The following is a 24,057-nucleotide window of genomic DNA, read 5'->3' as shown; positions in this document are numbered from 1 at the left end:
TCAGCGGCTCGCCGCCGTCGCGGTCCGCAGCAGAGCGGTGATCCGCTCCAGGCCGGCCCGGCTGCTCAGCCGCTGCTCGGCATACTGCGGACCGCGGGCTCCCAGCCGGGACGCCCGCCTGGGGTCGTCCGCCAGCGCCCGGACCTCCGCCAGCAGCGCCTTCGGGTCCTCCGGGGCGATCACCGTCCCCGCGCCCGAGCGCAGCACCTCCTGGGCGGTGCCCCCTTCGGCGGCCACCGAGGCGATCACCGGCCGGCCCGTCATGAAGTACGAGGTCAGCTTGGACGGCAGGCTCATGTCCAGCACGGAGGCCTTCTGGGTCACCGCGAGCACATCGGCGGCGGCGAGTATCTCGGGGAAGTCCTCGGCGTCGGCGGGCGGCAGGAAGGACAACGAGGAGATGCCCGAGGCGAGCTGTTGCAGCCGCGCGCGCTGGTTGCCGTCGCCCATCAGCACGAACCGTACGGGCGCGGCCTCCTGGTCGGCGAGCCTGGCGGCCTCGACCAGTACTTCCAGCCCCTGCTTGAGGCCCATGTTGCCGGCGTGCAGCACCACCGTGTCCCGGTCGGACCAGCCCAGCCGGGCCCGGGTCCGTTGCCGGTCGCCGCTCGGGCCCTCCACATGCGTCCAGTTGGGCACCACATGCACCCGTGCGCGCGGCACACCCATCGCCGTGACCCGGTCCACGAACGACTCGTGCACCACCCCGACGACGGCCGCCCCGCGCAGAACCCTGGCTTCCACCGCCCCGGCCAGGGCGGCGGCCCGGCCACCGCCCTGGATGCCGCTCTGTTCGGCGGCGGCCCCCATCAGGTCCTGGACGACGACCACATGCGGTACCCCGGCCCGCCGGGCGAGGCGCCCGCCCAGCACTCCCCCGGCCAGGCTGGGCATCTGGGTGAGCACGATGTCGGGGCGGATGCGTGGCGGCGCCACGGCACCGTGCGCCAGGATGCCGGCCTCGAACAACGCCCGGCGCAAGGCGGTCTGACGTGGCGGTACGGTGTGCCGCCGGCGGTGCACCGTGACTCCGCCACGGCGCTCACGTATCCGCCATCGGCCGCGATACCCGTCCGCCACCCGCCAGGCCGGGTAGTGCGGCATGCCCGCGAGGACATGGGTATCGGCGCCGGATGCGGCCAGGTGCTCGGCGATCTGCGTCGAGTACGGCCCTATGCCGGTGTGTTCGGGCGCGTAGTTGGTCGAGACCACAAGCACACACCGGCCCGCGAACGAGTCTTCCAAGACTGGCCCCCCTCTGGATGTGCGGTCATCGTAGGAGCCCGCCGGGGTGCGCGGGCTGTGAATTGGATTGCGATTGTGTCCCGAAGGCGACCTTGTTTCCCGAAGTCCCTTAGATTGTGCTCTCTGGTGGGGAGTTGGGGGGAGGTGGGCCGATGATGCCCGGAACACCAAGTGGCGCGCGGCCGGTGCGGGGCATCGCCGCGCTGGGCTGCTGGGCGCTGCTGCTGGTGGTGCTGCTGCCGGTGGTGATCCTGCAGTCGACGGACACCCGCTTCGGCGCCGCGCTCGCCGTGCAGTGCGTGGTGGTGGTGCACACCGGTGCGGCGCTGGCCCGGGTGCTGACGGATGTCCGGGCCCGGGTGATCGCCTTCGGCTTCTGGCTCTTCTCGTACGTATGGCTGGGGCTTGCGCCGCTGGCCATGCTCGCGACGGACGCCTATCCGCGGGGCTTCGTCGTCGACGCACAGACCGGGTTCGTGTCAACTGTCCTGGTGGAGACGGGACTTCTGGCGTACAGCGCGGGTTCCGCGATGGCGTCATGGCGGTCGGCGCGTACCTCCACGGTCCTCGAACCGCTCCTCGCGCGGCGGCTGTCGCCGGTGCGGGTGCTGCTGCTGTGCGGGCTGGCGCTGCTGCTGGTGGTCGTGCTGATTCCCGGCCAGGGCGGGCTGTCGGCGTTCTTCCTCAGCCGGCAGGCGGCCAACGAGGCGGCGGCAGCGGCGGAACCGGCCGGGTCGGCGGACCGGGCGATGGCGGCCTGGGCTCTTTCGGTACCGGCGTTCTGGGCGCTGGTGGCGCTGCTGCACGTGCCGCGGTTCACCAGGGGGGACCGGACGCTGCGCGGCTTACGGTGGCTGCTGCTGCCGCTGCTGATCGCGGTGAACGTCACCGTCAACAACCCCATCAGCCAGCCGCGTTTCTGGGCCGGGACGGTGCTGCTGGCGCTGGTCTTCAGCGCGTCCTGGATGCGCGGGCCGCGCGCCTTCCGCTTCGGTGCGGCGGCCGTGGCGGCGGTGGTGCTGGTGGTCTTCCCGTACAGCGACTACTTCCGCTACGACAAACGCGAACCCGTCCATGTCGTCTCGCTCGCCGAGCAGTTCACCTCCAACGGCGACTATGACGCGTTCCAGCAGATCGAGACGGGTGTGGACTATGTCCGTACCCATGGCTTCACCCCGACGGCCGCGCTGGGTCCGCCGCTGTTCTTCGTGCCGCGCGCCGCATGGCCCGGCAAACCCGACGACGCGGGGATCCTGCTCGCCCGGCATGCCGGCTACACCTTCACCAATCTGTCCGCGCCGCTGTGGGTCGAGACGTATATGTGGGCCGGCTTCCCGTCGGTCATCGCCGTCTTCGCTCTGGTCGGCGCGGTCGGGCGGCGCATCGACGGCCTCCGGCACCGGCTGCGGCGCCGCCGGGGCACCCTGGCGGCGCTGCTGGTGCCCGCCTTCGGCTTCTACCAGCTGGTGTTGCTGCGCGGCAGTCTGATGGCCATCGTGGGCCCGCTCGCGCTGCTGGTGTGCATCCCGCTGCTGATCACCCGTAAACCGGGACGGCGGGTCCTGCCGCCGTCCCCGCAGGAGTCCGTGTGCGCACCGATGTCCACAGCGCACCGCGTCGCCTCACCGCTACCCACAGGAGGAGCACGTACGTGAGCGTCTTCGACGAGCCCGCGGAGGAGCCGGACCAGATCCGTGACCAGCTGCGCCAGCTCTTCCGGTACCGCGCTTTGCTCGTACTCGGGCTCGTGCTGGGCATGCTCGGCGGCGGCGCCGTGTCCCTGCTCGGCGGCTCGACCTACACGGCGACCGGCGAGGTGGTGGTGCATGCGATCAGTACGGCACCCTTCGAGGCCGGCGGTGTCTCGGCGGACAAGCAGATCAGCATGGGCACCGAGCGGCAGATCGCCCAGAGCGCCTCGGTCGCGTCCGCCGCGGCCAAGGCCCTCAAGCTCGACACGGACCCGGCCACGCTCCAGCGCGATCTGCGGGTGAGCAATCCGCCCGAGACCCAGACGCTGATGTTCGAGTACAGCGCGGACTCCGCGGACCGGGCGGCCGCACGTGTCAACGCCTTCGTGCACGCGTATCTCGATTACCGGCAGGACACCGCGACCCATCGGATCGACACGACCGTCAGCAAGCTCGGCACCGAACTCAAGCCGCTGCAGGAGCAGCGCAAGGTGCTGGACCGGCGGATCGCCGGCGAGAGCGCCGGGTCGGGGCGGGCCACCGACGAGTCCGAACGCAGCAGTCTGGTCTCGGAGATAGCGGATCTGCAGGGGCGGATCTCCAGCCTCAAGTCCCTGGACGCCACCCCCGGCGACATCGTCCGCAAGGGCGATCCGCCGGCGTTCCCCTCCAGTCCCGGTCTGGTCATGCTGCTGCTCACCGGGGCCGTGATCGGTCTCGTCCTGGGCATCCTGGCGGCCTGGGTCCGCTCGGTGCTGGAACCGCGGGTCCGGTCGGTGGCGGATGTGCAGGACAACCTGCGGGCACCGGTGCTGGGCATCCTGCCGCGCCGGCAGGGCGGCACCCAGCTGCTGGAGGTCGGCCGCAGCGGCCGCGGCAACCGTGCGGAGGCCTACCGCACGATCGCCTTCCGGCTGGCGCACGACCAGCGGTTCGCCGGACGGGGCAGCCTGCTCATCGTCGCCCCCCGGGAGAACGCGGATGCCGTCTCGGTCGCGGTCAACCTGGCCGGTGCGTTCGCCGAGATCGGCAATGACATCCTGCTGGTCGAGGCCGATCTGCGTACTCCCCGGCTCGCCCAGCGGCTCCCGCTGCACCCCGGCCACGGCCGTCCGGTGCCGGGCAGCTGGGCGGAGGGCGAGCGGCTCGCCGTGGACGCGGGCGTCGACGGGCGCTTCGATCTGCTGCCCGGCCGGGAGGTGCCCAACCCGGCGCGCGCGCTGTCCTCACCGCAGTTCGCGCGGCTGCTGAACGCGCCGTCGGGACCGAACGAGAATGTCGTGGTGGTCACCGGGCCGCTGCTGTCGCATGCGGACGGGCTGGCCGTCGCCAAGCAGGCGGCGGGTGTCGTGGTGGTCTGCGATCTGAACGAGGTCCGGCGGGACGATCTGGACCGGGTGTGGGAGCTGATCACCGGGGCCGGCGGGCACATCCTGGGTGCCGTCCTGGACAAGGGCAGCCACGGGCCGTCCCTGCGCCGGCTGACCGACGGCGGACCGACGCACCGCAAACGCGGCCGGAGCCACTCGCGGGCCGCCGCGGTGACGCCGTCTCCGCTGCCCGGCCCGACCCTGCCCGGCACCGGCCCCGCGCCGCTGGAGAGCGCCCCGCTCGACACCGACACCACCTCGCTGCGCAGATGACGGCCCTTCGCCCGGCAGGCTCCGGCGACGCGCCGGCGGCACCGGGACCGCCCGCGGCCGCCGGACGCGGGGTCGGCACGACCGCACGTGGCAGTCTCTTCGCCCTGGCGGGCTCGGCGGCGAACGCGTTGTTCGGGTTCGTCCTCGTCGCCGTCGTCACCCACGGTCTCGGGGCCCGCGGGGCCGGTGCGGTCTTCACCGGGGTCGCGGCCTTCACCATCTTGAGCAATGCGCTGAAGCTGGGGGCCGATACCGCCCTGGTCCGCTTCGTCTCGCGGGACCTGGAACTCAGCGGCGGCGCCGGGGTACCGGGGCTGCTACGGATCTCGGTGCTGCCGACGCTGCTGGCGAGTACCGCAGGGGCGGCGGTGCTGCTCTGCTCCCCCGGTCTCGCCGGCCTGCTGCTGCCCGATCTGGACCCGGGCCGGGCCGCCGCGCTGATGCGGCTGTTCGCGGTGTTCCTGCCGGTGACGACGGTGGCGCTGGTACTGCTCGGGGCCACCCGGGGATACGGCTCGGTGGTGCCCTTCGTGGGCGTGGAGCAGATCGGCAAACCGGCGCTGCGGGTGCTGCTCGCGGTGCCGCTGGTCCTGCTCGTGCCGAGCGTGACCGCGGTCTCCGCGGCCTGGCTCGTGCCCGGGGTGCTGGGTGCGGTGGCCGCCGGTGTCTCACTGCGCAGGTCGGGCCGTGCGCATCCGGGGACCGGCCGGCCGCCGCCGCAGGGAAGGGAGTTCTGGGCCTTCGCCGGTCCGCGGGCGGTCTCGTCGGTCTTCGACATCACCGCGGTATGGATCGGTGTGATCCTGCTGTCGGCGCTGGGCTCCGCCACACAGGCCGGTGTCTACACCGCGATCGGTCGTCTGGTCACCGCGGGGACGCTGCTCCAACTGGCGATCCGGCTGGCGGTGGCTCCGCAGATCAGCCGTCTGCTCGCGGGCGGTGACGCGCACGGGGCCCGTCATCTGCACCGGCTGTCGACCCGCTGGATCGCGCTCTTCTCCTGGCCCGTGTTCCTCGTCCTCGCCGCCTATCCGCGGACCGTCCTGTCGCTCTTCGGGCCCGGCTTCTCCGGTGGCGCGGCGGGCCTGGTGGTGCTGGCGGTGGCCTGCCTGGTCAACGTCGGCGTGGGAAACGCGCAGACGGTCATCCTCATGGCGGGACGAAGCGTCTGGAACCTGACTGTCGCCGGCGCCGCGTTCGTGGTCCAACTGGGCAGCGCGGTATGGCTGGTGCCGCGCTACGGGGTGCTGGGCGCGGCGGTTTCGTGGGGTCTGGCGATCGTGGTGGACAACGGGGCCTCGGCGCTGCTGGCCCGCTACCGGCTGGGCTTTCGCGCCGTCGACCGCGGCTATGTGTACGCCGTGCTGGTCGGCGTCGTGGCGGTGGCACTCCCGGTGTTCGCCATGCGGACATTTTTCGGGGACAGCGTTCCTGGCGCGTTCTTGGGAATTGTTTTGTCGATTGGGGCTTTCGGCGCTGCCATCTGGCGCTATCGTGTGCCGCTGGGGGTAGGGGAGTTCTTCGGTGCGCTACGCAAGCGTGGTTCGGAAAACTCGCGATGAACACCGGACTCATTTCCGCACAGAAATCGTCTCGTTCCCGCTTCCTATCCCGACAATTCCCATCGCGCCATGCTTCCAGGGGGGACCTGTGCGCCAAAGAAGCAGACCCGTCCATCTCTTGCTCGCCGCCGCGGTACTGGGTACCGCAGCGACAGCACTTTCCGCCGGTCCCGCTCAGGCCACCGGTGAAACCACACTGACCGCCGATCCGCTGAGCACCTGGCAGACCGACGGCATCGTGTGGGCCATGGCCTATGCCAAGGGCATCGTGTACGTAGGAGGCACGTTCAACCACATCCGGCCGCCGGGGGCGGCCCCCGGCACCCATGAGGTCGCCCGTACGAACTTCGCGGCGTTCGACGCCAAGACCGGGCAACCGCTGCCGTGTGCCCCGGCGTTCACCGGCGGCACGGGCACGATCCGGGCCATGAAGGCCTCGCCCGACGGCTCGATGATCTACATCGGGGGCTCGTTCGGGAAGGCCGGCCCGGTGGGCCGTTCCAACACGGCGGCGCTCAACACCGCCGACTGCACGATCGGTGCGGACTGGAAGCCCACGGTCAGTTCGACCGTACGGGCCATCGACGTCACCGCCGACTCCGTGTACATCGGCGGAGGGTTCGCCACCGTCCAGGGACAGACCCGCGAGCGGATCGCGGCGCTGCGGCCCGACAGCACGCTGCTCCCGTTCAAGGCGACGATCCGCGGCTCCTCGATCGGCAACGACCCCACGCCGGCGGTCAACGCCATCACGGTCGCGCCCCAGCTCAACAAGGTCATCATCGGCGGCCGGTTCACCTCGGTGAACGGCAGCCTGCTGACCGTGCATGCACTGGCCGGGCTGGACGCGACCACCGGCAGGGTCGTCGACACCTTCACCGGCTGGATCCCCAGCCGATCGGCCGTCAAGTCGCTCGTCAACGACGGCACCAACTTCTACCTGGGCGCCGAGGGCACCGGCGGCGGGGTCTTCGACGGCCGGGCGGCCGGACGGCTGTCCGACGGTGCGCAGTTGTGGAAGGACACCTGCCTGGGCGCCACCCAGGCGGTGCTGCCGTACAAGGGCGTGCTCTACAGCGGCTCGCATGCGCACGACTGCTCCAACACTCCGGGCGGCTTCACGGACATCAACAACCGCCAGCATTTCCTGGCGCAGTCGATCTCCGACAAGACGATCCTGCCGTGGTTCCCGGACACCAATGACGGGATCGGCGAGCAGATCGGCCCGCGGGCGCTGACCATGGCGGACGGCATCCTGTGGGCGGGCGGTGAGTTCACCACCGTCAACGACGCACCGCAGCAGGGCCTGACCCGGTTCGCGGCGGCGCCGGACACCGGGGCGCCGCAGGTGCCGCTGCTCAGCGGCGCGAGCGGGTCCCGGGGCAGGATCACGCTGAACTGGAAGGCCTCGTGGGACCGGGACAACGGCGTCCTGACCTACAAGATCTACCGCGACGGCGCGTATCTGACCTCGCTCAACCAGGACTCGCGCTACTGGAACCGGCCCCACATGAGCTTCACGGACACCGTGGAGCCCGGGTCCCGGCACCGCTACTCGATCGAGGTCACCGACGGCACCAATGTCTCGGGGCGCAATGGCCCGGTATATGTGACCGCCGGGAACTGACCGCAGGCAAGTGGGGGGCAAATGACGCACCGAGTAGGTTACGCACCCGGGGTCTATGACCTTTTCCACGTCGGGCACCTGAACATTCTCCGGCACGCCAAAAGCCAGTGCGACTATCTGGTGGCCGGTGTGGTGTCGGACGAAATGGCTACGCAGGCCAAGGGGAAGGCACCGGTCATTCCGCTCACCGAGCGGCTGGAGATCGTACGCAGTGTCCGGTTCGTGGACGCGGCGTTCGTCGAGACGGTGCCCGACAAATTGGAGACCTGGCAGCAGGTGCGGTTCGACGTCATCTTCAAGGGCGACGACTGGCGGGGGACGAGCAAGGGCGACAAGCTCGAACGGGATTTCGCGACGGTCGGGGTCGATGTGATCTATTTCCCCTACACCGTGCACACCTCCAGTTCCTTGCTGCGCACGGTGCTCGATGGGCTCGCGAATTCGGCGTGACCCGGTGAGACGGCGGCCTGGCGCGCTGTCCAGGCCGCCGGCCCCGGCCTTGTCCGTCCCCGGCCCCTCAGCGGCCGGGGGCGGACAATTCGCGGTACCACTTGACCAGGAACGCCACCATGAACAGGACATGCGCGGCGAGCAGAGCGCAGTACGCCGCCATGAACAGGTCCCGGCTGCCGAACAGCAGGAACACCGCGCAGAACACCCCGTAGTCGACCGGGAGCAGCGCGACGGAGCGCAGCGTGGAGCCGGGTGCCGCGGGCACCGGGCCGCCGGCGCCGTTCTTCAGCCGGTCGGCGCGCTTGAGTTGTTCGGTGAGGATGCCGCCGAAGAAGACCATCACGGCGGCGAACTGGAATGCGACGGGAATGAGCAGACAGCGAGGGTCGGAGAAACCGAAGTGGCGGTAGAACGAGAGAAGCACGGCCATGTGCAGGGCCAGCATCTTCGCGCAGTCGACCACATGGTCCAGCCACTCCCCCGCGGCGCTGCCGCCTTGGGTGAGCCGGGCGAGCTGCCCGTCCGCGGAATCGAGGGCGAAGCCGAGAAACAGGACCGCGAATATCCCGGCCGCCGCAGCGGGCGAGGGGCGCAGCGCGGCAATCATGACCACCCCGGCAAAGGTGAACACCGCACTGATCATGGTGACTTGATTGGGTGTCAGTCTCAGGGTGTAGCCCACGGCGGCTAACACCCGGCCGGCCGGCCGGTTCACATATCGCGAATACAGGGACACCCCCTTCGCGGACTTCTGGGCCGCCGACAGCTCTCTGATCGCATATCCGAACTGGCTCATGTCCCCCACCTGATGAATGGACCCCCGAAGGAGCACATCATGGCAGGCAGAACCTCCCCGTCAACCGGTGGCGCCTCCCGCCGGACGATGCTGGCGGGCACGGCCGCCACGCTCGCCGCCGCCCTCACCGGGTGCGACTCCGCTCCGGCCGCTGCTTCCCGGCAGTCGTCCGACGACGCCAAGGCGCCCGTGGTCACCGGCCACAAGCCCAAGGGCAAGGACGTCATCGACGTGGTGGCGGACTTCGGGGCCAAGGGCGACGGACGTACCGACGACAGCCGGGCGTTCGCCCGCGCGTACTCCTACGCGGCCGGCCGGGTCTGGGACCACGTGGGCCGGACCGTGATCGACGTACCGGCCGGCACGTACCTCATCCGCGCCCCCAACGCCCTGCTCAACGCCCAGGGGGGAAGGCTCAAGGCCAATGGCTTACGGTTCCGCGGAGCCGGCAAACGCATGACCCAGCTGCTCTTCGCACCGCACCGGGCCGACAACGCCTATCTGTGCCGCAACGAGGACAGCTGGGCGAATGTGATGTTCGAGCAGATGGGCTTCGCCGCCGCCACCCCCGGCGCCTCGTTCTTCTACTCCTACTCGACCGGCCAGGCGCAGGACTACCGCTTCACCGAGTGCGAGTGGACCGGCGAGTGGACGTACGGGGTCGCCCTCGACGGCAGCAACACCAACTCGGAGATGCGCTGGGACGCCTGCCGGGTGGGCGGCGCCTACCGCAAGGCGTTCCTGTACTCCGGCCTGTCGCAGAAGTCACTGAGCCGCCCGCAGCAGGACCAGTTCCTCAACTACTGGTTCAACGATATGAAGGTCGAGTACGCCTGGGGCAACTTCCTGGAGTTCCCCTACGGGGGCTCCATCACCTGCCGCGGCGGTTCCTACATCGTCACCGGCCGCCGTCCCGAGGACTCCGGCGACTACGGGCGCACCAGCACCTTCTTCCGCTTTCCGCGCGGTCCGCACCACGACTCCGTACAGCGCTTCCATGCCGAAGACATCCGCTTCGAGGTGCGCGACCCGGACACCGTGGTGATCGACTGCGCCTGGGACAGCGGAACGGTGCACTTCAACGACTGCGACGACACCGCGAATGCGTTCAAGGCCTTCGCCGCGGAGAGCAGCCCGCACCGCTACCGCATCGGGGAGCAGGGACCGCTGGTGCGCTACGACTCGTGCCAGCTGTCCGGGCAGCACGCGTACGAACCGGACGGCGGGGGAGCCGGTCCCCGGGCCCGCTACGACATGTGCCGGTTGCGCAATCACTCCCCGCAGGACTTCATCAAGGGCGCGGGCGACCGGGTGACGTTCGTCGACTGCCTCGGGGCCTGAGCGGGCCGCGGGCGGGCGGCACCGGCGGTCACCGCCGGTGCCGCCCGTCCCGTCACGGTGATCAACGGCACATCTACTGGCCAGTAGCGTGAGCGGTGTGCGGGCCTAGAGTGAGGCCCGCAATGGGCCGCCGGCACCCGGCGGCGGACCGCCCTCCGAGCCGACCAGGGAGACTGTATGCGCTCTGCGAAGGACTTCTTCCGCCCGCTGGCCGTCGGGGCGCCGACACCGGTACGCGAGGTACCGTTCCGGCCGTCCCGGATGATCCACTTCTTCGACCCGGGCAACGAGAAGATGGCCGCGAAGGTGCCGTCCCTTGCGCCCACCGTGGACGTACTGCTCGGCAATCTGGAGGACGCGGTCGCCGCGGACCGCAAGGAGGCGGCCAGGTCGGGTCTGGTCACCATCGCCAAGGCCACGGACTTCGGTGACACCCAGCTGTGGACCCGGATCAACAGCCTCGACTCTCCCTGGGCGTTGGACGACCTGGTGACCCTCGTCGGCGAGATCGGCGACACACTGGACGTCATCATGGTGCCCAAGGTCGAGGGCGCCGAGGACATCCACTACGTCGACCGGCTGCTGGCCCAGCTGGAGGCGAAGGCGCAGGTCCAGCGGCCGATTCTGGTGCACGCCATCCTGGAGACGGCGACCGGTGTGGCCAATGTCGAGGAGATCGCGGGCGCGAGCCCCCGAATGCAGGGCATCTCGCTCGGCCCCGCCGACCTGGCCGCCAGCCGCCGGATGAAGACGACCCGGGTCGGCGGCGGCCACCCCGGATACCTGGTCCGCGAGGACCCGTACGGCGAGGACGGCGCCGCGCCGCGGGCCACCTTCCAGCAGGACCTGTGGCACTACACCCTCGCGCGCATGGTCGATGCCTGTGCGGCGCACGGCATCCTGCCGTACTACGGGCCGTTCGGTGACATCAAGGACACCACCGCCTGTGAGGACCAGTTCCGCAACGCCTTCCTGCTCGGCTGTGTCGGCGCCTGGAGCCTGCACCCGGTGCAGATCGGGATCGCCAAGCAGGTCTTCTCGCCCGCTCCCGCCGATGTCGCCTGGGCCCGCCGGGTCATCGAGGCCATGGGGGACGGCACCGGCGCGGTGATGATCGACGGCAAGATGCAGGACGACGCCACCTACAAGCAGTGCCAGGTGGTCGCCGAACTCGCCGACGCCCTCGCCGCCCGCGACCCCGAGCTGTGCGACGCCTACGCCGCGGCCGAAAAGGAGTGAGTTCCGTGTCCGACGCGATCCTGCGGCCGCGCCGCTCCGTGCTCTACATGCCCGGTGCCAACGAACGCGCCCTGGAGAAGGCCAAGTCCCTCCCCGCCGACGCCCTGATCCTCGATCTGGAGGACGCCGTCGCGCCCGACGCCAAGGCCGACGCCCGTATGCGGGTCGCGGCCGCCGCGGCCTCGGGTGAGTACGGCTACCGCGAGGTGGCGATCCGGGTCAACGGGCCGGGCACCGCCTGGCATGCCGATGACCTGAGGGCCGCCGCCGAGGCCGGTCCGGACGCGGTGGTGGTGCCCAAGGTGGACTCCGCCGAGACCGTGCGGGATGTCGAGCGTGCCCTGGAGGCCGCCGGCGCTCCGGACCATACGGCCGTGTGGGCCATGGTCGAGACGCCGCGCGCGATGCTCGACGCCCGTGCGGTGGCCGCCGCCGGTGAACGGCTCACCGTTCTCGTGATGGGCACCAACGACCTGGCGAAGGAACTCCACGCGGAGCACGTCCCCGGCCGGGCCCCGCTGCTGACCGGTTTGTCGCTGGCGCTGCTGGCGGCCCGCGAATCCGGCAAGGTGATCCTGGACGGCGTCTACAACGACGTGAAGAACCCCGAGGGGTTCGAGGCCGAGTGTGTTCAGGGGCGGCAGTTCGGTTTCGACGGGAAGACGCTGATCCATCCGTCGCAGGTCGAACCGTGCAACCGGGTCTTCGCCCCGTCGACGGAACAGATCGCCCGCTCGCGGAAGATCATCGACGCCTTCGAGGAGGCCACCCGGGAGGGACGCGGGGTCGTCACCGTCGACGGCAGGCTGATCGAGAACCTGCACGTCGAGGACGCCCGCAGGATCCTCGCCCTCGCCGAAGCGCTCGCCGGGCGCGCTCAGCGGGCCGGGGGCCGTCCCGGTGAACCCCGTCATCGGACAGGGTGAATACGCGGGACGGGCCGTTGCTCCTGCTTGGTGGATACGGGCATCCGGGATAGCAACATCCCGGGGACCAACCATGAGGTGCAGGAGCACACTGTGAAGAACATGGCACGCATCAACTTCGTGATTGCAGGAGCGTGCGGTCTGCTCCTGACCGCCGGAGGGGTCGCGCCCACCCAGGCATGGGCCGGGTCCTCCGACGGGGACCGGATCACGAACAGCGATACCGTTTCCAGGGTCCACGCCAGTCTCCGCTGCGGGCAGAGGGCCAGATTCTGCGTCAACGGGCCGCTGAGGAGCGGGAACGTCAGGGGACAGGACGTCCGCATCGGCGACAACGCCAGCAACAGCGGCAGCCCGACCAACACCAACGGAAACACCAACTCGAAGGACGAGACGTCCGGCCCCACGACGAAGAGCAGCAACAACGCGCAGAGCATCGGCAGCGGCAGCAACCAGACGGTGTGACCCCGCGCTGAACCGGAACCGGCCCCCGCTTCCCGGGGGCCGGTTCCGGTGCCGGTGCCGGTGCCGAATCCGCCGGCGCCGCATCCGGGTCAGCGCAACAGGAGGCCGCCGAGGAGGCGCTGAATGTTGTTGCTGCTGGCCGTCGAAGAACCCGAGGCGGAGTCGGCGCTGTTGGTGGACCCGTTGGTGTTGGCGAGGTTGCCGCTGCCGTTCGGGTTCCCGTGGTTGACGAAGTTGCCGCTGTGCAGGCTGTTACCACTGTGCACCGGCCCGTTGATGCAGGCGTGGCCCGACCGGAGCACCGGCGACTTGTAGTGGATGTGGCCGAGGCGGTTGTTGCAGACCACCCCTTGGACCGTGCCGGTCACAGTGCCGAGACCGGCGTCCGCCGCCGCCGAGAGCAGGGAGTCCGGAATGGTCACCGCGTGGGCGATTCCGCTGCCGAGCAGCACCAGCCCGCACGCCCCGATGACGCTTCCCGCCCGCATGGTTCTTCTCACGACGCTCCTCGCCTCTTCAGCCTTCTGCTGCCACCCATATCGTGCTGCCGTGAGCGGCCCGCATCGTCGTTCAACCCGCGGGGAGCGAAACGCCCGTCGGCCACAATCAGCCGGGTGGCCCAACGATCCGCCGTGCCCTGCCCCGTAGGCCCGGTGGGCTCGGGCGTCGTCCGGCGGTCCGCCTCTCAGGTGGCGCTGTGCGGATGACAGGCCGTGGCCGAGCGGGGCGGCCAGGACTGGGGGTCGAGGATGCCGAGGACATAGGCGCGGGCGACGAGGGCGGGTCTGGTCGGGGCGTCCAGCAGGTCCCGCAGGCGGCTGAGGTGGTAGTCGACGGTCTGCCGGGAGAGGTGGAGGGAGGTGGCGATCTCCGCGTTGCTGCGGCCGGCGGCCAGCAGGGACAGGATGCGTACCTGACTGGCCGTCAGTTGGGGATGGACCTCGTGGGCGAGCCCCTGGTGGGTGACGACCGCCCAGACGCTCGTGGCACGGGCCGCGCTCCGGCCCACCGTCGTGAGATGCAGCCGGGCCCGGCGCTGGCGGCCGCGGGCGTCCAGGAGCACCGCGGAGGTCTGGATCCGCCGGCTGCGGCGCGCTATCAGATCGTGCCAGCTGCGCCGCAGCCCCGGTAACTCCGAGGCGGGCGCCAGCACGGTCTGCGCACGGCGGCCGACCAGGTCCGAGAGCCGGGTCTGCAGCAGCTCGGCGGCCGCCGCGCTCGCCTGCTGGATCCGTCCGCCCGCGGAGATCAGGGCGCACGGCAGTCCGCTGTGATCGCGCAGCGCATGCAGGCTCTCCTCGGCCTCCCGGCGCTGGCGCAGGGCGCGGGTGTAGTCGCTGATGTCGACGTAGATGCCCGCGACGCAGGTCTGTCCCCGTTCCCGGACGGGGAACCGATGGCCGGCCGCCTGGCCGCTGCTGCCGTCGGAGCGGTGGTAGGTGAGGGTGTGCCGCACGGGCTTGCCGCGGGCGAGTACCTCCCGGTCCAGCGCGAGGACCTGTGCGGCGTCGGCGGGGCCGTCGACGTCCGCGACGCACTCGCCGATGACATGCTCCGGTGTGGTCCCGTACAGATGGGCGTAGGCGTGGTTCGCCCAGAGGTAACGCCCGTGCGCGTCCCGGATGAAGGCCGCGGCGGGGGCGAGGTCCGCGAAGGCGTCGTAGCTGCGGGCGCCGGCGCCGCGCGTGCCCACCTCCACGGCCAGGCCACGGGAGCGGCCCTGCCGGGGCACGCCGAGGGGCCAGTTCACATCGAAGACACGACCGTCGAACTGGGCCTGCCATTGGCTGGTTTCGAGCGATGCGGCGGGTTCGGGGAGCTCCTTGCGCACGGTGTCGAGGAACCGCTGTGCCGTCACCGTGTCGTCGAAGGCGCCCCCGCCGCTGTCGATCACGCGCAGCTCACGATCGGCCTCCCACCAGGACACCGGAAGGTGTTCGAGCAGCGACTTCAGACTGGTCTCGTCCACGACGGGCCCCTTTGGTGATGAAGAGTTCAACGGGTTCGGATGGCGCGCCATCGCCATGCGTATCCCCCAGCGTGCTGTGGCATGCCCGGTTCTCGGCCGATCTGGCGGCACCCGCGCACCTCTGCGCTGGTCCGGCCGCCATACGGCATCACGGAACCTTCACGGCGGACCGACGGTATCCACAACTCTGGCATTTGCCTGAGCGGTTGCGGCCCGATGCGGGGAACCGTGTGCCGCATGGCTGCTTCGCTTGAGGAACACGCCTGGAGGTGAGCCCCGGGCGTCCTCGGCCGTTTCATGGTCCATACCCGTATGAAGAGGAGTCGGATTCCAGTGAGCAAGGTGCTGTTCGTGTATGCCAAGGGTGGACCGCCCTTGGGGTACGCCCTGTCACGGGTCGCCGCACGGTCGGCAGTGCACCTGCTGGCGCTCAGCGCGCTCCCACCGTCCGTGGCCGCGTCGGCGGACCGGCTGTGCGCTTCGGTGCTGAGCCCCTCCGAGCCGGAGCGGCACGACCTGGTGTCCCTGATCGTCTCCCGGGCCCAGGCGGTGGGCGCGGACGCGGTCGTCACCTTCTCCGAGTACGCGGTCGTCGCGGTCGCGGAGGCCTGCGAGAAGCTCGGCCTGGCCGGGGCGGGCAGCTCCTGTGCGCTCGCCCGCGACAAGCGGATGATGCGGCGCACCTGGCAGGACCAGGGGATATCCCAGCCCCGGTTCCGCCCCGTCGCCACCGAGCAGGATCTGCACGACGCGGCCGCCACGCTCCGTTTCCCCCTGCTGCTGAAGGCCGCCTGGAGCGCGGGCTCGACCGCGCACCGGACCATCCGCTGCGCCGGGGAGGTACGGGCGGCCTGGGAGCGGGCGCGCGAGGTGATGGCCGAATCCGCGCAACTGGGGTACGCCGAGCTTCATGTGGCCGGTGCCGGCGCGGACTTCCTCGTCGAGGAGATCGTGGCGGGTACCGCGGCGGAGTGGTTCGACCAGGAGGGGTGGGGCGACTACGTCAGCGTCGAAGGCGTCGTCGTGGACGGGGAGTTCCGTCCGGTCTGTCTCAGCGGGCGGATGCCGACGGTGGAACCGTTCACCGAGCGTGCCGGCATCACGCCCGCCGCGCTGCCGCACGACGCCCAGCGGCGCATCGTGGCCCTGGCGCGCGACGCCGTCGACGCACTGGGACTGCGCAACTGCGGTACGCACACCGAGATCAAGCTCGGTGCCGACGGGCGGATGTGGGTGATCGAGACCGCCGCCCGGTTCGGCGGGGCGATGACCGTCCCGCAGATCGAGGAGGTCTTCGGCCTGGACCTGATCGGTATGCTCACCGACCATCTCCTCGGGCGCCCGGTTTCCTGGCCCACCGAGACCCGCACCCCCCAGGAGGCGGACGGCGCGGCCGGCTCCCTGGTCGTCCTGGCCGTCGACGGCGCCGGGGACGCCTGGCCGGACCGGCGCATCTGGGACTTCCCGACGGTGCGCGAGAACGTGCCCGTCAGCGCGGGCAGCCGGCTGTCCGTGGTCGCCGAGAACTCCCTCCCGGACGGGACGCTGGTGCCGGTGTACGACCCGGCCGCGGGCGCCAACACCATGGCGGCGCTGTGTCTGCTGTCCGCCGCCGACCCGGAGACCGTGATCCGCGATTTCCGGGCCCTGGTGGACGCCCTGCCGCAGGTCCTCCCCCCGCACGGCACCACGGAGGCCCACTCATGACCACCACCGTCCTGCCCTCCGGCGCGCCGGGCCCGGTCACCGACCGCACCGTCGTCGGCGAGAACCTCTCCCTGCCGCTGTTCCGCACCCTCTCGGGTGTCCTGGCCGGCCACCCGTACCTCAAGGTGGTGGTGGACCGCATCGAGAACACCTGGCATCTGCTCGACACCGCCGCCCACCCGTTCCACGTCAACTACATCGCCACCCGTGTCCTGGGCATGGAACTGGACGCGCTGGACTCCTGCCTGGACGCCTTCAACGCCTCGGTCTACATGGACCCCGAGCGCCGCTTCCTGCTGGGTGTGCTCTCGCTGCACACCGACGAGGACTCCGAGGGCCGGGAGCGGCCCTTCCTCGTCCTGGAGACGACCGAGGCCGACACCATGAACGGCCGGCTGCTGGAGGAGTTCTACACCTTCGTCCGCCACCGGGTCGACGGGCGGCTGCCGCTGCTGCTGAAGCCGGCGAACCACGGGCAGGAGCACGAACTCGCCGCGATCAGCGATGTCCGGGTGCCGCGGATCCTGGGCCATGAGCTGTTCGGCAACCGCACCCGTACCCCGCTCAATCCCGGCGAGGCCATCGGCCGGCTCCGCTACTTCCGGACGCCCGAGGAGTACGCGGCCGCGGCCGGCGGACTGGGCTGGTCCGACATCGTGGCCATGCCGTCGCTGCCGGACGATGTGCCGCGGGTGGCCGGGTTCCTCAACACCGCGCCCGGTACACCGCTCTCGCACACCAATGTCCTCGCCTCCGGCTGGGGCATCCCCAACGCGATCGTCCGCGATCTGGAGCGCCTGGTCGAGGCGGAGGGCCTGGACGACGCGTGGATCCGCTACCGGGTGCAGGACGACGAGATCACCCTCGTCCCGCTGGTTCACGCCCCGGCGCTGGACGCCCCGGCCTGGCACCAGCAGCGGATCCGGATGGAACCGCCGCTGCTGGAGGACGTACCCGCGCTGTTCCTGCACCGGCTGCGCCGCGCCGACCAGGACCGGTACGGGACCAAGGCGGCCAACCTCGGGGAACTCCATCACGTCCTCGACAGCCGCACCGCCGACCTCACCGCCTTCTACGGGCAGCAAAGGCCGCCCCGCACGGACCTCTACGGCCACCTCGCGGCCCGCCTGGGCATCCCGGGCGCGCCCGCCGGGGAACTGCAGACGTCGGCAGCCGACTTCGTGGCCGGCACCATCGCCGCGCCCGACGGGATCGCCCTCCCCTTCGCCCTGCAGCACCGCTTCCTGACCTCCTCGCCGGCCGTGCAACAGGGCCTCGGCAAGCTGAAGATGGCCCTCGAACTCGATGCCGTCGAGGTGCTGGACTCGCTCTGTCTGCATCTGCAGCAGCTCATCCGCAACACCCCCATGCCCGACGAGGTGACCCGCCAGATCACCCAGGCCCTGCCGGACGGCCCCGACGCGGGCAACCGTCTCGTGGTGCGCTCCTCGTCCAACGCCGAGGACCTGCCCGGGTTCTCCGCGGCCGGGGTCTACGACTCGATCAGCCATGTGCACGGCGCGGACGAACTCCTGGACGCGGTACGCCAGGTGTGGGCCTCCCTGCTGTCACCGCGCAGCGTCCGGCTGCGTCATCAGGCGGGCATCTCCCTCGACGACACCTACATGGGCGTGATCATCCAGCGCTATGTGCCGGCGGAACTCGGCGGTGTCCTGGTGACCTGCGACCCGACCAGGCGCAATGACTTCCGCAATGTCTACCTCAACTGCTCCCCCGGCTCGCCGGAGACGGTCGTCGACGGGACGACGCTGCCGCTGCAGTACCTGTACAACACCGTCGAGGGCGGCGGCCGCACCGTCGCGCTCGGCTCGTCCGGCCAGGACCTGCCCGTCGCCACCCGGGACAAGCTGGCCCGGCTGGCCCTGACCGGCCGGCTGCTCCAGTCCCACTTCAGCGACATCGATGTGGACCATCCCCTGGACATCGAGTGGCTGATGACCGATCAGGGGGACTTCCGCCTGGTTCAGATCCGCCCCTACGCGCTGTGATCCGCGCGTTCACCGGCCTGCGAGGCGCCCGCCGTCCCCGGGCCGCGGGGGCGCCCCTGCCACCGCGGGCCCGGCGGATCATCCGGCTCAACAACGGCTTCCAGCTGCTGTTCAACCTGCTGTGGTGGATGCCGGTCTTCTACGCCTACCAGCGGGAGTCGGGGCTCTCCGACGGGCAGATCTTCGGCATCCAGAGCATCTACTACATCGCGTTCTGCCTCTTCGAGATCCCGACCGGGATCGTGGCCGACCGTATCGGTGCCCGTAACTGTCTGCGCGCCGGTGCCGTGGTGATGACCGCGGCGAACCTGGCCCCGGTCCTCTCCCCCAGTTACACCGGCTTCCTCGTGCACTTCCTGGCGATCGCCGCCGGCCGCTCGCTGACCTCCGGCGCCGCCAGCGCCTATCTCTACGACGGTCTGGAGGCCGAGGGCGCGGGCGAGCACTATCTCAAGGCCGAGGGGCAGGCGCGGGCGCTGGGTCTGGCCGCGAAGGTGCTGTGCTGGCCGCTGGTCGGTCCGCTGATGGCCGTCGCACATCCCACGCCGTACGTGCTGAGCGCCGCGAGCGCGGCGGGCTCGCTCGTCTGCGCCGTGGTGCTGCCGCGGCAGGCCACGACGCGGCACGGCGGCCGGGACCGCGCCAAGGAGACCTCGCGCGGCGGGCTCGCGTTTCTGCGCGATGCCGGCACGGCGCTGCGCTGTGTGTGCGCCACCCCCTGGCTCGCGCTGCTCATGGTGCAGGGCGTGGCCGTCTTCACGCTCTCGCGGATCTGCCAGGTCAATCTGTTCCAGCCGGTGCTGCTGGACCACGGCATCCCGGAGAGCTCGCACGGCGGGGTGCTGGCCGCCATGACCGTGGCGGAGGCGGTGGCCTCGGCCCGGCCGCAGTGGCTCGGCGCACGGCTGTCACCGGTGGCCTGGGTCTCGCTGCTCAGTCTCGCGATGGCGGCCGCGCTGGCGGGCAGTACGCTCGGCGGGCCCTGGACCGTGATCGCCCTGCTGTGCGTGTTCGCCGCGGTCACCGGCTTCGCCTACCCCCTCCAGCGCAAGCTGGTCAACGACGCCATCCCGGCGGGTGCGCCACGGGCCACCCTGCTGTCCGTCGAGAGCATCGTGGACCGGGCGGTGTGTGCGCTGGCGGCGGTCGCCGCGGGTGCCTATCTCTCGGCCGGGCGGCTGGAGGCCCTGCTGTGGCACAGCGCGGTGGTGACCGGCGTGGTGATGCTCGTCCTGCAGCTGGTGCTGCGGCGGGCCCCGGGACGGCCCCGTGAGCGCCCGGCAGCGGAGCCGGTCCCGGAGCTGGTCGCCACAGCAGGAAACCCCTGAGCGTCACCGTCATACTGGTCACGTGCGGGGTACGGACGCCGGGCGCTACGGCGAAGGCATGTTCCGCCCGGAAGAGACCGGCGAGGCCGGTCGTATCGATCTGGGAGCGCTCGCCTACGACGAGGTGAGCGCCGCCCGGTTGACGGCGCTGGGAGCCGGCCCCGGCTGGAACTGCCTGGACGTGGGGGCGGGCACCGGCACCCTCGCGCGCTGGCTGCTGGAGTCGGCCGGTGTCACGACGGTCCTCGCCGTGGACCGTGACACCCGGTTCCTGACGGCCGACGGCACACCGGGCCTGACGGCGCTGAGCGCCGACATCACCGCGCCGGGCTTCGACCCCGGCCGCTTCCAGCTGGTCCATGCGCGGTTCGTGCTGATGCATCTGCGCCCGTGGCGCCGCATGATCGCCAAGCTGGTTTCGCTGGTCGCGCCTGGTGGGGTGCTGGTGCTCAGCGACGCCGTGGATCTGACGAGCGCCACCGCGCCGGGCACCCCGTACACCACGGTCATGCGGGCGATGTGGCAGGCGCTCCGGGAGACCATCGGCACGGACATCTCCTGGGTAGCGGACTACCCGCAGCTGCTGCACGAGGAGGGCCTGTGCCAGGTGGCCGCCGAGATCCATGTGCCCCCGTTGGTGCCGGGCAGCGCGATCAGCCGCTTCTGGGCGGATACCTGGATCCGGGCACGGGAGGCCATGCTCGCGACGGGGCGGGTGGACGAGGCGCTGCTCGCGCGTGCGCTGCGCGATCTGTCGTCGCCCAGGTGCGCGGACCTCTCCCCCGGGATGCTGACCGCTTGGGGCTGGAAGACCGAGGAGGACGGAAGCGGGGCATGACGCCCCCTCCGTTGACCACGTAGTAGTTCGCGTAGCAGGCCAGGAAACCCGCCCCGCGGCGCCCGGTGTGAGGCCCACACCGGCCACACGATCCGCGACACGGAGCGGCGCGATGACCCAAGCCGTATCGGAGGAACTGAGTGCTTCCGTCAATAAGAGGACATCACCGACTGTTTTCAGTCGGATTACGGCACGTGACAGTCCGTGAATGATCGCCCGTTCGTGCCGTACGACGACCGCGGAATCCCCTTCCCGCAAGGAAGGGGAACATGTGGAGGTCATCCGGCCGTTGCCAGGATCTGGTGGAGAATTTTCTGTTCTGGTGAGTAAACGGTGAAGAAAGCCGACCGAAACTGTGCATCAGGTTTTGACCGCCCATCGGCCATTCGGCGATGGTCGACCACATGCCCGACATACCCCGACCCGCGGCCGGCGGCCCGCTGCGTCTGCGCAACTTCCGCCTTCTGCTCGCCGGTGCCGCGGCCGGTCAACTCGGCGCCCAGGTCACCCTTGTCGCCCTGCCGCTCGTCGCGGTACTCGTACTCAACGCCCCCGCCTTCCAGGTGGGGTTGCTCACCGCCGCGGAGACCGCCGCATTCCTGCTGGTCGGGCTGCCGGCCGGCGCCTGGGTCGACCGGATGCGCAAGCTGCCGCTGATGATCCGCGCCGATGTGGTGCGGGCCGTGGCGATGGCGAGCATCCCGCTGGCCGCGGTCGCCGGAGCGCTGACGATGGCGCAGTTGTACGTCGTCGCCCTGGTCACCGGAGTGGCAACGGTCTTCTTCGACGTCGCCCACCAGAGCTTCCTGCCTCAGCTGCTGCCCAAGGACCAGCTGGTCTCGGGCAACGGAGCGCTGGAGACGATCCGTTCATCGGCGCAGGTCGCAGGTCCCGGGATCGGCGGCGGTCTCGTCCAGCTGCTCGGGGCCGCCCTGGCCATCGTTGCCGACGCGGTCGGCTATGTACTCTCCGCGCTCTTCCTGTGGAGCATCAAACAGCCCGAGAGCCTCCCGGAACGCCGGCCGGACGTCTCCCTGCGCCAGGAGGTCGGTGAGGGGCTGCGCTTCGTCTTCGGGCACCGGCTGCTGCGGGTGATCGCCCTGACGACGGGGCTGGGCAACTTCTTCACCGCCGTGCTGATGGCCACGCAGTCCGTCTTCCTGGTCCGCGTGCTGGGACTGGCCCCCGGAGTCGTCGGCCTCCTGCTGGCCGCCTCCGCCCTGGGCGGGCTCGCCGGCGCCCTGTGTGCGGGACGGCTCGCCGCCCGGTTCGGCCAGGCCCGGGTCATCTGGCTTTCCGCGCTGGTCACCGGGCCGTTCGCGCTGCTGTGGCCGCTCTCCTCACGCGGCGCGGGAGCAGCACTGTTCGCCCTCGGCTCCGGTGTGGTGTTCTTCGGCGCCGTCGTCTACAACGTCGCTCAGGTGAGCTTCCGTCAGGCCCTGTGCCCGTCCCGGCTGCTCGGCCGGATGAACGCCACTCTGCGGTTCCTGATGTGGGGCACGCTGCCGCTCGGGGCCCTGGCCGGCGGTGCGCTGGCCGACGCCTTCGGCGCCCGTGCGGCGCTGGTGTGGTGTGCGGCCGGATTCGTGGCCGTACCGCTGCCGCTGCTGCTCTCCCCGCTGCGGCGGATGCATGATCTGCCCGTCGCGGAGCCGGCCGAGGACACGGAAGCCGCCCCGTCCGGCTCCGCCGACCCGGCCGAACCCGCTTCCATCGGCTGACGGCCGGCCCTCGCGTCCGCCTCGCCCTGCCGTCCTGCACGGTCTTCCCCCTCCGCAACATCCCCCTCCCCATCGCCTCCGGCGACGCGGGTCCACCACATCAAGAGAGGATCACGTGCTCAGCATCACGAGCCAGTACCTGGCCCGCTACCGGCGACTCGACTCCGGCGACGGGACCCCGGTCCTGCTCCCCGTCACGGGCGCCCAGCGTCGCTTTGCACTGGTGCGTGCCATGGACCCCGCCGGACGGCCGGATCTCGTGCCGATGTTCTTCGCCTTTCCGCGCGGCACGGTGGATCCCGTACGCCTCGCGGCGGCCGCGAACCGTCTCGCCGCCCTGCACCCCGTGCTGCGTGCCCGGCTCACCGTGCTGCGCGGCACCCCCGTGCTCCGTCCGGAAGAGCCGCAGGTACCCGTGACCCGCACGGAGTGCGCGCCCGGTGAGGATGCGACCACCGTGCTGCGCCGTGCCCTGGCCGGCTGGAGCCCGCAGGGGCCGCCCCTGCGGTTGTTCCTGGTGCAGGAAGGCGCGGAGGAGGTGCTCGCCATCGTGCTGGACCACACCGCGTGTGACGGCCAGTCGCTCGCCCGGATCGTCGGGGAACTCGGCGCCGCCTACGACGAAGGCCCCGCCGACGGCCCCTCCCCCGCCGAGGTCACGGCCGAACTGGCCGCCTACCGGGACGCCGTGCTGCTGCAGCTCGACGCGGAGGAGCGCGCGGGCGCACCGGCAGCGCTGGCCTACTGGGGCGAACGGCTGCGCGCGGTACGCGAACAGGCCCCCGCGCCACGGCCGGAGAGCCTCTCCGCCGGTACGGCGCCCAGTGGTTCGGCCGTGCTGCGGATGCCCGCGCCGCCCGCCACAGTGCCCTTCCCCGAGCTGCTCGACGCCTGCCGGGCGGCGGCAGCAGTGCTGTTCGGGGCGGGCCATGTGGTGCCGCTCGGCTACCCGTGGGGCGGTCGCCCGCCCGGTGCCGCGCCGGTGCTCGGCTGCTTCCTCAATACCGTGGTCTTCCCGACCGCGACCGGCGACACCCCCGCGGCGTCCGCGACGGCCGGTGCCTGGTGGGACGACCTGGACCAGGCCGCCACCCCGTTCGACGCCGTGGTGCATGCCGCAAGGGCCGCCGGCTCCGGCTGGACCGGGCGGCTCGACGGGATGCTGACCGTGGACGACGCCCGGCGGCACCCCCCGTTGCGGATGGGCGGTGTGACAGGCCGTGAGATCCATATCGACGGCAGGGCCGTACGCGGGCCCTTCGCGGTCTCCGTCACCCAGGGCCCCGACCTGCATCTGCGCATGGTGTGGGACCGCGCGATCCTCCCCGACGACACCGCCGAGAGCGCCTTCACCGCGCTCACCGGCGCACTGCGGACCCCGGCACCGACGGCCGGCTGATCCGCCCCGGGGCCCCGCCCCTCCTTCATCCACCGATACCGCCAGACCTCGCCGCGCGATCCGCGGCCCGGTCTGCGCACCCCCAGGCCGGGCCCGAC

General features: G+C 71.0%; 19 protein-coding genes. 15 read left to right on the top strand and 4 right to left on the bottom strand.

Going from position 1 to position 24,057, the window contains the following annotated elements; all coding sequences use genetic code 11:
* Positions 1-1,212 (bottom strand): glycosyltransferase, encoded by a 1,212-nt coding sequence (locus tag ACWGJY_RS18730; RefSeq protein ID WP_453261924.1) that lies wholly within the window; start codon positions 1,210-1,212, stop codon positions 1-3.
* A gap of 185 nt (positions 1,213-1,397) precedes the next feature.
* Here ACWGJY_RS18730 and ACWGJY_RS18725 point away from each other — a divergent pair, with 185 nt between their 5' ends.
* From ACWGJY_RS18725 to ACWGJY_RS18705, 5 genes are all read left to right on the top strand, one after another.
* A complete protein-coding gene (locus ACWGJY_RS18725) occupies positions 1,398-2,900 on the top strand; it encodes a hypothetical protein (protein ID WP_453261908.1) in 1,503 nt (500 codons plus the stop codon).
* Entirely contained in the window at positions 2,897-4,579 is a 1,683-nt protein-coding gene (locus tag ACWGJY_RS18720) for a polysaccharide biosynthesis tyrosine autokinase (protein WP_453261907.1), read from the top strand. Before ACWGJY_RS18725 ends, ACWGJY_RS18720 begins: the two co-directional genes overlap by 4 nt.
* Complete coding sequence (locus ACWGJY_RS18715; protein WP_453261906.1) at positions 4,576-6,141, top strand: oligosaccharide flippase family protein; 1,566 nt, start codon at positions 4,576-4,578, stop codon at positions 6,139-6,141. The genes ACWGJY_RS18720 and ACWGJY_RS18715 overlap by 4 nt, the downstream gene beginning before the upstream one ends.
* A gap of 88 nt (positions 6,142-6,229) precedes the next feature.
* Positions 6,230-7,768, top strand: coding sequence for a fibronectin type III domain-containing protein (locus tag ACWGJY_RS18710; RefSeq protein ID WP_453261905.1), 1,539 nt, complete (start codon positions 6,230-6,232; stop codon positions 7,766-7,768).
* Between the two features lie 21 nt (positions 7,769-7,789).
* Positions 7,790-8,218 carry an adenylyltransferase/cytidyltransferase family protein gene (locus tag ACWGJY_RS18705; RefSeq protein WP_453261904.1) on the top strand — a complete coding sequence of 143 codons (429 nt, stop codon included), beginning with the start codon at positions 7,790-7,792 and terminating at the stop codon, positions 8,216-8,218.
* Between the two features lie 67 nt (positions 8,219-8,285).
* On the opposite strand, the gene ACWGJY_RS18700 is transcribed toward ACWGJY_RS18705, so the two are convergent.
* Positions 8,286-9,017, bottom strand: a complete 732-nt coding sequence (locus ACWGJY_RS18700; protein ID WP_453261903.1) for a CDP-alcohol phosphatidyltransferase family protein — start codon at positions 9,015-9,017, stop codon at positions 8,286-8,288.
* A 39-nt stretch (positions 9,018-9,056) separates the two neighbouring features.
* On the opposite strand from ACWGJY_RS18700, the gene ACWGJY_RS18695 reads away from it, so the two are divergent.
* From ACWGJY_RS18695 to ACWGJY_RS18680, 4 genes are all read left to right on the top strand, one after another.
* Positions 9,057-10,358 (top strand): glycosyl hydrolase family 28-related protein, encoded by a 1,302-nt coding sequence (locus ACWGJY_RS18695; RefSeq protein WP_453261902.1) that lies wholly within the window; start codon positions 9,057-9,059, stop codon positions 10,356-10,358.
* Between the two features lie 177 nt (positions 10,359-10,535).
* The gene (locus ACWGJY_RS18690; protein ID WP_453261901.1) at positions 10,536-11,597 is read left to right on the top strand and encodes an HpcH/HpaI aldolase/citrate lyase family protein; all 1,062 of its coding nucleotides are present in this window, start codon (positions 10,536-10,538) and stop codon (positions 11,595-11,597) included.
* A gap of 5 nt (positions 11,598-11,602) precedes the next feature.
* The gene (locus tag ACWGJY_RS18685; protein ID WP_453261900.1) at positions 11,603-12,523 is read left to right on the top strand and encodes an HpcH/HpaI aldolase/citrate lyase family protein; all 921 of its coding nucleotides are present in this window, start codon (positions 11,603-11,605) and stop codon (positions 12,521-12,523) included.
* Positions 12,524-12,625: 102 nt separating this feature from the next.
* Positions 12,626-12,988 (top strand): hypothetical protein, encoded by a 363-nt coding sequence (locus ACWGJY_RS18680; RefSeq protein ID WP_453261923.1) that lies wholly within the window; start codon positions 12,626-12,628, stop codon positions 12,986-12,988.
* 89 nt (positions 12,989-13,077) lie between these two features.
* Here the strand turns inward: ACWGJY_RS18680 and ACWGJY_RS18675 are convergent, their stop codons facing one another.
* Both ACWGJY_RS18675 and ACWGJY_RS18670 read right to left on the bottom strand, forming a co-directional pair.
* The gene (locus tag ACWGJY_RS18675) at positions 13,078-13,476 is read right to left on the bottom strand and encodes a hypothetical protein (protein ID WP_453261922.1); all 399 of its coding nucleotides are present in this window, start codon (positions 13,474-13,476) and stop codon (positions 13,078-13,080) included.
* Between the two features lie 197 nt (positions 13,477-13,673).
* Positions 13,674-14,957 (bottom strand): helix-turn-helix transcriptional regulator, encoded by a 1,284-nt coding sequence (locus ACWGJY_RS18670; protein ID WP_453261899.1) that lies wholly within the window; start codon positions 14,955-14,957, stop codon positions 13,674-13,676.
* 333 nt (positions 14,958-15,290) lie between these two features.
* Here ACWGJY_RS18670 and ACWGJY_RS18665 point away from each other — a divergent pair, with 333 nt between their 5' ends.
* The 6 genes from ACWGJY_RS18665 to ACWGJY_RS18640 all read left to right on the top strand — a co-directional run bounded on the left by ACWGJY_RS18665 (position 15,291) and on the right by ACWGJY_RS18640 (position 23,959).
* Positions 15,291-16,664 (top strand): ATP-grasp domain-containing protein, encoded by a 1,374-nt coding sequence (locus ACWGJY_RS18665; RefSeq protein ID WP_453261898.1) that lies wholly within the window; start codon positions 15,291-15,293, stop codon positions 16,662-16,664.
* On the top strand, positions 16,661-18,673 hold the full coding sequence (locus ACWGJY_RS18660; RefSeq protein ID WP_453261897.1) for a PEP/pyruvate-binding domain-containing protein: 2,013 nt from the start codon (positions 16,661-16,663) through the stop codon (positions 18,671-18,673). The genes ACWGJY_RS18665 and ACWGJY_RS18660 overlap by 4 nt, the downstream gene beginning before the upstream one ends.
* Positions 18,670-20,001: an MFS transporter gene (locus tag ACWGJY_RS18655; RefSeq protein WP_453261896.1), complete on the top strand. Its 1,332-nt coding sequence runs from the start codon at positions 18,670-18,672 to the stop codon at positions 19,999-20,001. The genes ACWGJY_RS18660 and ACWGJY_RS18655 overlap by 4 nt, the downstream gene beginning before the upstream one ends.
* Positions 20,002-20,023: 22 nt before the next feature.
* A complete protein-coding gene (locus ACWGJY_RS18650; protein ID WP_453261895.1) occupies positions 20,024-20,839 on the top strand; it encodes a class I SAM-dependent methyltransferase in 816 nt (271 codons plus the stop codon).
* Positions 20,840-21,243: 404 nt separating this feature from the next.
* Positions 21,244-22,560: an MFS transporter gene (locus ACWGJY_RS18645; RefSeq protein ID WP_453261894.1), complete on the top strand. Its 1,317-nt coding sequence runs from the start codon at positions 21,244-21,246 to the stop codon at positions 22,558-22,560.
* 115 nt (positions 22,561-22,675) lie between these two features.
* Complete coding sequence (locus ACWGJY_RS18640; protein ID WP_453261893.1) at positions 22,676-23,959, top strand: non-ribosomal peptide synthetase; 1,284 nt, start codon at positions 22,676-22,678, stop codon at positions 23,957-23,959.
* The last annotated feature ends 98 nt before the right edge of the window (positions 23,960-24,057 follow it).

Source organism: Streptomyces sp. NPDC054765 (assembly GCF_053612065.1).
Note: the sequence above shows the minus strand (reverse complement) of the source record. Positions and strands in the feature narration are given on the sequence as shown.